This is a genomic window from Parafrankia soli (assembly GCF_001854695.1).
In the GTDB taxonomy this organism is placed as follows: Bacteria; Actinomycetota; Actinomycetes; order Frankiales; family Frankiaceae; genus Parafrankia; species Parafrankia soli.
In genome coordinates, this window is sequence record NZ_MAXA01000027.1 from 1 (window position 1) to 10,843 (window position 10,843).

9 protein-coding genes and 2 pseudogenes are annotated in these 10,843 nt (G+C 71.5%); 5 read left to right on the forward strand and 6 right to left on the reverse strand.

Annotated features, from left to right (window positions below):
• Positions 1-512: 512 nt before the first annotated feature.
• The 3 genes from BBK14_RS04415 to BBK14_RS39550 all read right to left on the reverse strand — a co-directional run bounded on the left by BBK14_RS04415 (position 513) and on the right by BBK14_RS39550 (position 3,473).
• The gene (locus BBK14_RS04415; RefSeq protein WP_071059930.1) at positions 513-2,036 is read right to left on the reverse strand and encodes a serine/threonine-protein kinase; all 1,524 of its coding nucleotides are present in this window, start codon (positions 2,034-2,036) and stop codon (positions 513-515) included.
• A gap of 229 nt (positions 2,037-2,265) precedes the next feature.
• Positions 2,266-2,403, reverse strand: a complete 138-nt coding sequence (locus BBK14_RS38060) for a hypothetical protein (RefSeq protein ID WP_157904210.1) — start codon at positions 2,401-2,403, stop codon at positions 2,266-2,268.
• Between the two features lie 98 nt (positions 2,404-2,501).
• Positions 2,502-3,473 (reverse strand): tetratricopeptide repeat protein, encoded by a 972-nt coding sequence (locus BBK14_RS39550; RefSeq protein WP_241831125.1) that lies wholly within the window; start codon positions 3,471-3,473, stop codon positions 2,502-2,504.
• A 188-nt stretch (positions 3,474-3,661) separates the two neighbouring features.
• Here BBK14_RS39550 and BBK14_RS39555 point away from each other — a divergent pair, with 188 nt between their 5' ends.
• Complete coding sequence (locus BBK14_RS39555; protein WP_241831126.1) at positions 3,662-3,964, forward strand: hypothetical protein; 303 nt, start codon at positions 3,662-3,664, stop codon at positions 3,962-3,964.
• Positions 3,965-4,329: 365 nt separating this feature from the next.
• On the opposite strand, the pseudogene BBK14_RS39560 reads toward BBK14_RS39555, so the two are convergent.
• A pseudogene (locus BBK14_RS39560) lies at positions 4,330-4,740 on the reverse strand (FAD/NAD(P)-binding protein); the annotation flags it as partial.
• Between the two features lie 780 nt (positions 4,741-5,520).
• Between BBK14_RS39560 and BBK14_RS04425 the strand changes: the two are divergent.
• From BBK14_RS04425 to BBK14_RS04440, 4 genes are read left to right on the forward strand one after another with little or no spacing between them, the layout of a single operon-like run.
• A complete protein-coding gene (locus tag BBK14_RS04425; protein ID WP_083390715.1) occupies positions 5,521-6,768 on the forward strand; it encodes an ABC transporter substrate-binding protein in 1,248 nt (415 codons plus the stop codon).
• On the forward strand, positions 6,765-7,751 hold the full coding sequence (locus BBK14_RS04430; protein ID WP_071059932.1) for a carbohydrate ABC transporter permease: 987 nt from the start codon (positions 6,765-6,767) through the stop codon (positions 7,749-7,751). Before BBK14_RS04425 ends, BBK14_RS04430 begins: the two co-directional genes overlap by 4 nt.
• Positions 7,751-8,638 carry a carbohydrate ABC transporter permease gene (locus BBK14_RS04435; RefSeq protein ID WP_275078443.1) on the forward strand — a complete coding sequence of 296 codons (888 nt, stop codon included), beginning with the start codon at positions 7,751-7,753 and terminating at the stop codon, positions 8,636-8,638. The genes BBK14_RS04430 and BBK14_RS04435 overlap by 1 nt, the downstream gene beginning before the upstream one ends.
• 8 nt (positions 8,639-8,646) lie before the next feature.
• Entirely contained in the window at positions 8,647-9,843 is a 1,197-nt protein-coding gene (locus tag BBK14_RS04440; RefSeq protein WP_071059933.1) for an ABC transporter ATP-binding protein, read from the forward strand.
• Positions 9,844-9,924: 81 nt separating this feature from the next.
• Here the strand turns inward: BBK14_RS04440 and BBK14_RS39565 are convergent, their stop codons facing one another.
• A complete protein-coding gene (locus BBK14_RS39565) occupies positions 9,925-10,326 on the reverse strand; it encodes a TetR-type transcription factor C-terminal domain-containing protein (protein ID WP_198541172.1) in 402 nt (133 codons plus the stop codon).
• Positions 10,327-10,398: 72 nt separating this feature from the next.
• Positions 10,399-10,689: pseudogene (locus BBK14_RS41990) on the reverse strand (helix-turn-helix domain-containing protein); the annotation flags it as partial.
• Positions 10,690-10,843 lie beyond the last annotated feature (154 nt).

Consider the following 10,843-nt stretch of genomic DNA (forward strand, 5'->3'; position numbering starts at 1 on the left):
TGCGCTATCTCGGCGAAGGCGTACCCCAGCCCGACGGTACTGCCGCTACCTTACGCAACAGCCCGCTACGCTACGCGATCTCGCCGAGGCCCTGGTCCGCCACCGCGGCTGTCTGCCGGACAATGATCGATGATGTCGTCGCCGTAGCCGCGGCGGTCAGCTCCTGATAGCAAATCCTGCCGCCGGTCGGCGCTGGCGCCGCTCCCGACCTCCAAAGAAGCGGCGACGTTTGGTTCACAGCGGACGCAACCGTACAGATTGGGCGGTCGACCACACGTACTCCGCGACTGACTGCCAGCCCGTCTGCTCGGGTGATACATGCGGCGCGGCCCGGTGCCGCGCCTTGACTCACACCGGTGGACTTCCTGCGCGGCACGGTCCGAGTGGGTCTGTCGGGCGTTGTTGCGGTATGAGGAAGCAGCGCATGCTCGCATCCCGGCGACCGGCGGTCAGACGGTGGCGGCGAGTTCGCGGACGATATCCCCCTGGCAGGCACACCCTGAGGGCTGGGATCAGCGGGAGAGCAGCGCCTCCGGCCTTCCTGACTGACCGGCCCAGGGCGGAGGCCCGTGGCCCCTGTTTCGGGCGGCGGTCTGCGAGCCGCCGCCGTCCTCGTTCGACTCACAAGCGCCATCCGAGGCCGCCCCGTCGGTTCCGGACGCGGCGCAGTCCGACGCCGGGGCGGCGGCCACTGGCTGACCTGTCACGGCCGGGGCACCTTGCGCGCTGGTCGCGGCGCTCCCGGTGGTGTGCGTGGACGCACCCCCGCCGGAGGAGCCGGCATCCTGCCCAACCGTGGACTCGGCGTCGGGCGGGGCGGTTGTGGCGGCCGATGGGCGGGAGGTCGGCGGCGAGGAGTGCATGGCCTTTGGAGTGGTGCCGTGGGCGGCCGCGGGGGGCTGGACCGCCGTTTCAGGGTCGGATGCCGCCAGCAGGCTGGCCGCAGCGGCGAGGGCGACGAGCATCCCGGCGACGGGTACCAGCGCACGGCGACGCCTACGGCCGCTCGCATCCGCAGCGGTGTGCGCGGTGGCCGGCTCGGCTGGTGGGGAGGCGGTGAGTCCGTCGGGAACGGTGTCCAGGTCCACGATCGAGAACCGTGCGGACGGCAGGGGCGAGGATGCTGCCGAGGAACCAGCGGGGGAGGACCGCCGGGGCGGCGGAGCCTGGGCCAGACGCTCTGCGGGTGGCTCTGCGGGCTCTGCGATCGGCGCTGTCGGGGGTCCGCCTGCGGGCGAGACGGTGGACAATTCGCCGAGGAGGCGGCTCGCGCTCGGACGGCGGTCGGGCTGCTTGCGCACTGTCGCGGCGACCACCGTTCGCAGGTGTCGCGGGAGAGCCGTCAGGTCGGGCTCGGCATGGACCGTCCGGTAGAGGAGGGAACTAAGCGGACCGTCGCCGAACGGAGCCCTCCCGGCGGCCGCGTAGGCGAGGGTGAGCCCCAGGGCGAAGACGTCCGCGGCGGGCCCGGGGCGGTCGGCTGTGTCGAGAAGCTCCGGGGCCATGTATCCAACGCTGCCGAGAACCACCCCGGTCGCGGTGACGGTGCCGGGGAGCCCGGCGGCAATGCCGAAGTCGATGACCTTCGCGCCGTCGGGGGCCAGCATGACGTTGCCCGGTTTCAGGTCGCGGTGCACCACTCCGGCCTGATGGATGGCGACCAGCGCCGAGGCCAGCTCGATCGCCAGTCTCCGCAGACGGTCCGCCGGCAGTGGGCCGTGCCTGGCGACCGCCGTCAGCAGGTCGGATCCCGGGACGTACTCCGCGGCCAGCCATGGCTGCTCCGCTTGGGGGTCGGCATCGAGTAGCCGCGCCACCCGCGGGCTGTCGATCGCCGCTGCCGCGGCCACCTCCCTGCTGAAGCGTCGGACGAAGTCCGGATCGTCGGCGTACTCGTCCCGCAGGACCTTCACGGCGGCCTGCCGGCCCGCGGCGTCCACTCCCAGGTAGACCACACCCATCCCGCCGCGGCCCAGCCGCGCGGCGAGCTGGAACGGACCGACGGATGCAGGATCTCCGTGGCGCAGCGCCTTCACCGATGCCCCAGCCTCTCGACGTCGCCGCACCCGCCCCGAGGGCGTCCGCCGTACATGCCCGCAAGTTCACGCCGTATCCCCGCGAGGTCCCGCTTCCGGTGAGTGTCGACTTCCGGGTCGACGCCACAGAGGGCCTGGTCCGTACGCTGTCCGGCCCTTGCGGCACGAGGGATCCACGTCAGTGCCGCCTGCCCCGGCCTCGTCGACACCCCGCGGGCTTCGGCGAGTGTCACGGGCCGGACCGACCCGTCTTGTCCGCCGCGGCAAGCAGGGCATCGCGTTCGTCGTCTGTCAGCAGCCGGGCGGCGCCGTCTACCTGCACGAACTGGCCGAACCAGGCCATGTAGCCCGGGGTGCGCGCGAGCACCTCGGGCGGACCCTGAGGGCTGGTCGGTCACGAGGAGCGGTCGCACGGACAGCCTCCAGGCTCCGTCCACCACCCGCCGGCCCGGGTCGAACCACCGGTCACTCGCTCGGTGACGAGCGCGCGGTCTGCTGGCCGGTGAGGAGCTGCGCACGGCGGTGGACGTCGCGGGGGGAGCAGCGGCGCTCGAGTCGGTTCTGCAGAAGTGACCGGGCGATGTTGGGTCGGTTGGCCTGGATGGCGCAGTAGATCGTGGTGTCCTCGACGATCTCGCGCTGGGCGGCGCTGCCCCCGAGCCGCTCGACGCCGGGCAGGGCGATCAGCGCGTCGGTGGCCCGGTCGGGATCACCGTGCAGGAGGTGCATCAGGGCGTCGGCCAGTGGCGCGACGGTGTCGGTGAACACCGGGCTGGTCCGGGCGGCCGCGGACCGGCGCAGTTGCGCGAGTCGGCGGCAGTCGCCCGCGGCGGCGAGGGCGACCGCCGAGTGCAGCCCGACGAAGGGCATCGGCGGATCGACGAGCAACGTGCCGGGGACGGTCTCCAGCACCGGTCCGAGTTCCACCGACGTCCAGGCGCCGGCCGCGAAGCCGCGCCACAGCAGCGACGCCGAGTCGATCAGTGCCCGGACCCCGGAGACGGCCGGCGGTGAGAGCTGGGTCGAGAAGCGGGTGCGGGCCGCGCTGTCGTCACCGAGCGCGAGTTCGTGCAGGGCCGCGTGCCAGGCGAAGTGCGCCCGGTGCGACGAGTCCGACCCGCAGGTCGAGATCCAGCCGTCCAACCAGGCCAGCCCGGCCTCGTGGTCGCCGGTCTCGTAGTGGACGTGGGTCTTCGCGTGGACGGCGTGGCCGGCGGTCGGTTCGACGGCCAGCGTCTCGGCTCCGGACCGCACCCGCAGGATCCGGCCGAGCCCGGCGACATAGCGGTCGGCCGCCTCCGGGCTGGCGGTGAGGGGCAGGCCATAGGGGTCGCGCACCCGCCGGACGACCCGTGGCCCGGGCAGGGCGGCCACGACGGCGCGGGCGAGCGCGGCCGCCTGGCCGCGGATCTCGGGGATCGCCGTGCTCTCCCACAACTCCCCCCCGCCGCAACGGCCCGATGGCCCAGATCGCCGGCCGGGGTCCGTCGGCCGCGACCAGCCGCCCGGACCCCTCGGTGGCGAAGCCCAGGTCCAGGCTGTCCGGGGTAGCCAGGCCGGAGGCGAGCAGGTTCATGACCAGGGGATCATGACTGGTCCGCACGCCGGCGCCCGCACCGGTGCAGTTGACCACGGCCGCGGCGAGCACCCGGGAGCCGTCACTCAGCGAGACCTCGACGCCGGCCGCGGTCTCCCGGGCGTCGACGACCCGCGCGGCGTGCACGACCAGCGATCCCTCGGCGCGGCGCTGCTCCAGCCAGGCGTGGACCGCGGGGTCGACGCGGTGCCGGACCTGGTCCCAACGCCGCATCGTCGTGGCGACGAAGCTCGACCGGGCAGCCGCGTCCAGCCGTGACCACAGCTCGGCCGTCACCGGGCGCAGCCCGTCCACGGCTCGCCGCCAGTCGCCACCGGCCGCGCGGATGTGATCGAAGACAAGGTGGCGGGCCCGGGCGAGGCTCACCGGACCGTCGGGCAGCTCCGGGGCGGCGAGCGGCGGCGCCGGGTCCAGCGCGTGGGGGAGCGGAAGCAGCCCATGACGCGAGGTCACGTGCAGGCGCACGCCGGCCCAGCTCCAGCGCTGGGCCATGTCGGCCATGGTCAGGCCCGAGCCGACAAGGAGCACGTCGCTGCCGGCCGGGACGCGAGGCTGGGAATCGGCCCGCCACGGATCACTGACGAACCGCGGCGACCGGGCCAGCGCCGGCGGAGCCCACGACGTCGTCGGAGCACCGTGCCCGAGCGCGAGGACGACGGCGTCGACCGGGTGGCTGGTCCCGTCGTCGAGCGTCAGCCGCAGCCGGCGGCCGTGCCGGCGGACGTCCGTCGCGCGGGCGCACACCTGCTCGCAGCGCACCCCGGTCGCGGCGCGCAGCGTCTCCTCCAGCGTGTGGCGGAGGTAGTCGGCGTAGAACTGGGGGGGTGCGAAGCCACCGGAAGGAAAGTCGACCGCGACGTGCCGGCGAAGCCAGCGCAGGAAGTGCTGCGGGTCATCGTCGAACGCGCTCATCTTCGCGGCCGGGACATTGAGCCGGTGCCGCGGATCTCGCGTCCGATAAGCCAGGCCCTCACCGACGTCGTCCGGCTCGACGAGCAATATCGTGAACCTACGGCCGGTAACCGCCACGGACCTTGCCAGTTGGGTGGTCGCGAGGCAACCGCTCGCCCCGCCACCCACCACCGCGACGACCACCGGCGCACTCATCGGGACCGTCGACAGTATGCGTGCGGACACCTGGTCATAGAGAGATCTCCTTCCCCGTTTATTCCGGTCGATACCAGGTTAAGCCCAGGTGTGGCAGGCCGTGACCCAGACCGACAGACCGTCCCGAACGATCAACGTGCGGAGAGTCGGGTACCGGAGCCCGTGCTGGAATGATGTGAATATGCGTCCCGGCTCTGGTTCACGGTGGTCGATCGGGTCGATGTCCGACCGCTGACAGGCATGTCCGCCCGTTCGCCGTGTCCGCCCACCCGGTCTCGAGATCCGCGAGGGCGTCCAGATGTCGGTCCAGATGCCGGCGAGCCCCACGGGTCGAGAGCATCGAGACCGAGATGAAGCTCCCGCGCGATTTACGCAAGGCAGCGGGATGTGTGCCTTACGAAATTCTCCCGTGACGGCACGTTTACGTCGTCATGCGCCCGGGAATGGCGGAGCCACCTACGGTCGGCCGACCGTAGGATGCACGGCCCGGGGACGACGTGGTGCGACTGTCAGCGCGGTAGCCGCCGGACACCCTCCGGCTTTGAGTATCTGCTGTCCGCGCGCCGCTTCCGGTGGCGCGATGTGGGGTGGTGAGCACGGCCTATGGGAATCCGACAAGCCCGTCGACCCCGTGAACCTCACGGAGCCGGCCGGCATCTCGGCCACGATCCGGAAACGCCCGGATCCGCCCGCGGTACGCCGAGCCGCGGCACCCCGAGCCGCGGCATGCCGAGTCGCGGCACTCCGAGAGGCCGGGGCGGCCGGTCCACGGCGGCCGCCGTGGGAGCGCTGGTACTGGCCGCGGTGCTGGCCCTGGGCGCCTGCGGCGGTTCCGGCGACGGAGCTGGCCGCGGCCCGGTGCGGCTGACCTGGTACGTCTACAACGAGTCGTCCGGTTCGTTCGCGAAGGCGGCCGCGGACTGCTCGGCCGCGTCGAACGGCCGGTACACGATCGGCGTCAACATGCTGCCGAACGATTCGGACGGGCAGCGCCAGCAGCTGGTGCGGCGGCTCGCCGCCGAGGACTCCTCGATGGACATCCTCGCGCTGGACGTGACCTGGACCGCCGAGTTCGCCGAAGCCGGCTGGATCGTGCCGTTCCCGGCGGCGGAGGCCAGGCGGCTCACCGACGGGATGCTGCCGGCCGCGGTGCGGACCGGCACCTGGGAGAACCAGCTCCACGCCGTGCCGCTGAACACCAACGTCCAGCTCCTGTGGTACCGCAAGGATCTGGTGCCGCGGCCGCCGCGGACCTGGGACGAGATGCTGGCCGACGCCCGGCGGCTGGCCGAGCAGGGCAGGCCGCACTACGTCGAGGTCCAGGGCGCCCAGTACGAGGGCTACACCGTGCTGTTCAACTCGCTGGTGGCCTCGGCCGGCGGCCGGATCCTCAACGAGGACGGCACCCAGGTGGTGCTCGGCACGCCGGCGCAGCGGGCCGTCGAGGCGATCCGGGCGCTGGCGCACTCACCGGCCGCCGACCCGTCCTGGTCGAACCAGCGGGAGGACGACAACAGGCTGGCGTTCGAGACGGGTTCGGCCGCCTTCCAGCTGAACTACCCGTTCATCTATCCGTCGGCCCGGCAGAACAACCCGCGGCTGGCCGAGCAGATCGGCTGGGCGCAGTGGCCGACGCTGGTGCCCGGTCAGCCGTCGCACAGCACGATCGGCGGGTACAACCTCGCGATCGGCGCCTACAGCCCGCACCGGGCCGAGGCGGCCGCCGCGATCGAGTGCCTGACCGGCCGGGACAACCAGATCCGCGACGCGATCGACGGCGGGCTCCCGCCGACCATCGAGGATCTCTACACCGACCAGGAGTTCATCGACGGCGGCTACCCGTTCGCGTCGGCCATCTACACGGCGCTACAGAACGCCAGCGTGCGGCCGCGGACGCCGGCCTACCAGAGCGTGTCGCTGCAGATCGCGCACACCCTCTCACCGCCGTCCTCGGCGAGTCTCGGCAGGCTCGGGCAGCTGCGCGGGGCGATCGCCGACGCCCTCGAGTCGAAGGGACTGGTGCCGTGACCGCGAACGGAGCGGAGCCTGGCGCGCGGCGCCTGTCCGAGCGGCGAGGGCAGGAGCGCGGCGACGTGCGCAGTCCGAGCGAGCCGGGGACGCGGCGGAAAGCTCCGCTTTCGGCGCGGGCACGAGCCGAACGCCGGCTCGGCTGGGCGCTGTGCGCGCCGGCGGTCGTCGTCATCCTGGCCGTGACCGGCTATCCCGTCGGGTACGCGGTCTATCTGTCGCTGCACCGCTATGACCTGCGGTTCCCCGCGGACTCCGAGTTCGTCGGGCTGACGAACTACGCGACCGTGCTGACCTCGCCGCTGTGGTGGCAGGCACTCGCGGTGACCGTGATCATCGCGGTCATCTCGGTGGCGATTCAGTTCGTGCTCGGGCTGACGCTCGCGCTGGCGATGCACCGGGCACTGATCGGCCGCGGGCTGATCCGGACGGTGATCCTCATTCCGTACGGGATCGTGACCGTGGTGGCCGCGTTCGGCTGGCGGTACGCGTGGACACCGGACACCGGCTATCTGTCCGGCCTGTTCGGTGACGCCGCCCCGCTGACCTCGCAGGTCCACGGCATCGCCGTGATCGTCCTGGCCGAGGTGTGGAAGACGACGCCGTTCATGGCGCTGCTGCTGCTCGCCGGGCTGGCGCTGGTTCCGGAGGACCTGCTGCGGGCGGCGAAGGTCGACGGGGCGACCGCCTGGCAGCGGCTGACCCGGGTGATCCTGCCGTTGATGAAGCCGGCGATCCTGGTCGCGCTGCTGTTCCGGGTGCTGGACGCGTTCCGCATCTTCGACAGCATCTACGTGCTGACCGCCGGGGCGTACGACACCCGGTCGGTGTCGATCCTGGGTTACGACAACCTGTTCACGGCGCTGAACCTGGGTGTCGGCTCCTCGTTGTCGGTGCTCATCTTCCTCGTCGTGGCGCTCGTGGCGTTCGTTTTCGTCAAGGGGTTCGGCGTCGCCGCGCCCGGTGGGGAGGGCCACCGCTGATGACCACCGTCACCTCCGCTCCCGCCGCCGGCCCTGCCGCGGCGCGCGCCCGTCGCCCGTCGCGGGACCGCACCGCGCTGCTCGGTTGGTCGGCCGCGAACCTCGTCATCGTCGGGATGTCGCTGGTGCCGTTGCTGTGGCTGGTGTCGCTGTCGTTCAAGACCCCGGCCAGCATCACCGACGGCAGCTTCATCCCGCAGGAGTGGACCTTCGAGAACTACCGGGAGATCTTCGGCGAGTCCCTGTTCACCCGGGCACTGCTGAACAGCCTCGGGATCGCGCTCATCTCCACCGCGCTCGCGGTGGTTCTCGGCTCGATGGCCGCCTACGCGATAGCCCGGCTCGAATTCCCCGGCAAGCGGCTGCTCGTCGGCCTGGCCCTGCTGATCGCCATGTTCCCGCAGATCTCCCTGGTCAGCCCACTGTTCAACCTGTGGCGCCAGATCGGCATCTTCGACACCTGGCTCGGGCTGATCATCCCGTACTTGACGTTCTCCCTGCCGCTGGCCATCTACACGTTGTCGGCGTTCTTCCGGGAGATTCCCTGGGACCTGGAGAAGGCCGCGCAGGTCGACGGAGCCACCCCGCGGCAGGCGTTCCTGCGGGTCATCGCCCCGCTGGCCGCGCCGGGTATGGTGACCACCGCGATCCTGGTCTTCATCTTCTGCTGGAACGACTTCCTGTTCGCCATCTCGCTGACGTCGACGGAGCAGTCGCGGACTGTTCCGGCCGCCATCGCGTTCTTCACCGGCGCGTCGCAGTTCGCCCAGCCGATCGGGTCGATCGCGGCGGCGGCCGTCGTCATCACCATCCCGATCATCGTTTTCGTGCTGCTGTTCCAACGTCGGATCGTCGCCGGGCTGACCTCCGGCGCGGTGAAGGGATAGGCCCGCCCATGGCCGACATCGTTCTCGACCACGTCACCAAGCGGTTCCCGGACGGCCGGCTCGCCGTGGACGACGCCAACCTCTCCATCGCGGACGGCGAGTTCGTCATCCTGGTCGGCCCGTCCGGGTGCGGGAAGTCGACCACCCTGAACATGATCGCCGGCCTGGAGGACATTTCCTCCGGCGAGCTGCGGATCGGCGGCAAGGTGGTCAACGACCTGGCGCCGAAGGACCGCGACATCGCCATGGTGTTCCAGAGTTATGCCCTGTACCCGCACATGTCGGTTCGGAAGAACATGGGCTTCGCTCTGTCGCTGGCGAAACGGCCGAAGGAGGAGATCGACCGGTTGGTCGAGGAGGCCGCCCGGGTCCTCGACCTCACCGAGCACCTGGACCGCAGGCCGGCCCAGCTCTCCGGTGGGCAGCGGCAACGGGTCGCGATGGGCCGCGCGATCGTCCGCTCGCCGAAGGCGTTCCTGATGGACGAGCCGCTGTCCAACCTGGACGCCAAGCTGCGGGTGCAGATGCGCACCGAGGTGTCCCGCATCCAGAACCGATTCGGCACGACCATGGTGTACGTCACCCACGACCAGACCGAGGCGATGACGCTGGGTGACCGGGTCGCGGTGCTGCGGTCCGGGCGGATCCAGCAGGTCGGCACGCCGACCGAGCTGTACGGCCGGCCGGCGACGGTGTTCGTGGCCGGTTTCATCGGCTCACCCGCGATGAACTTCGTGCCGGCGACCGTCGAGGAGGGCGAGCTGCGCACCCCTCTCGGGGCGATCGTCCCGGACGAGCGCCAGCGGCGGCTGCTGGATGGCTGGACCGGGGCGGCGGCCGACCGCCGGTCGCTGATCGTCGGGGCGCGGCCCGAGCACTTCGAGGACGCGGCGCTGGAGCAGGCGAAGGACTGTCCGGGACTGCGGTTCACGGTCACGGTGGACGTGCTGGAGCGGCTCGGCTCGGACAGCTTCGCCTACTTCACCCTGGCGGGTGGGCAGGCCCGGACCGCCGACCTGGAGGAGCTGGCCCACGACGCGGGCACGGTCGAGCTGTCCGGCAAGGCGGAACAGGTGGTCGCCCGGCTCGACGCGGCCAGCCGGATCCGGGAGGGCGAGAAGGCCGAGCTGTGGCTGGACGTCCACCAGCTGCACCTGTTCGACCCCGACACCGGCCGCAACCTGGACGCCCCGGCCACGGCCTGACGCGGCCACGGCATGGCGTGGCAGTGCGGTGTCCGGCCTTCGGTAGATCGGCCTGAACGCTGGAGGTCGTCTGGCGTGATGTCAACGCATGGCGCGAACGACGTCCAGGGCGAAGTCGACGTACTGGCTGGCGATCAGCTCGGGGGAGTAGCGGCCGGCGGGCGACCACCACTGCGGCAGCGCCGTACACATGGTGACGACGGCACGCGCCGCCTCCCGGGGCAGCGGGGTCGCCATCAGCCCGCGCCGACACCCCTCGACCACCTCGTCGTCGACCATGTGCTGTACGTCCTGGTGGGCGGCGGCGGCGATGCGGGTGCGGTCCGGCTCCGCGAGGCTGCGCATCTCGCTTGAGCCGATGAAGCCCAGCTGGCGACGGTGGGTGTGGTAGAGGCTCAGGCACTCGACGAGCATGGTGAGCCGCTCGACCGGCCCGTCGCCCTCGGCCCTGGCGGCGCGGCTGCGCTCCAGCAGGTCGTCCATGGTCAGGTCGAGCAGGGCGACGAGGAGATGCTGCTTCGTCGGCCAGTGGTGGTAGACCCCGGGGGCCGAGAGCCCGGCGCGTTGGGCGATATCCCGGATGCTCGCGCCGTGGTAGCCGAGCTCGACGAAGGCGTCGAGCGCGCCGGCCAGTGGCGGGGCGAGCTCCAGTGGCGGGAAGTCCCGCCAGCTTCGGGCCGGGGCCTGCGTCGGGACGACGGTGTGCGGCGCGCGCAGCTGCTTCGGATCCGCGCCGAAGAGGCGGGCCGCCGCACTGAGCCGGTCGTCGCCGATTCTCGTGTGACCGTTCTCGACGGCGCTCCAGGTGCCGATGCTGACGCCGAGCGCCTGCGCGGTCTCGCGCAGGGTGAGGCTGGCGGCGCGCCGAGCCGTCCGCCGAGCGCCTCTCGTTCGAGCCGGTCCTCATTGGATGTTTGATTTAACTTAATTGTGGTTCCTCTTCTATTGAGGGTCTCGCCAGGTTGGTGTGGCTTCGCCTGTTACGCGCCTGGCCGTGTTG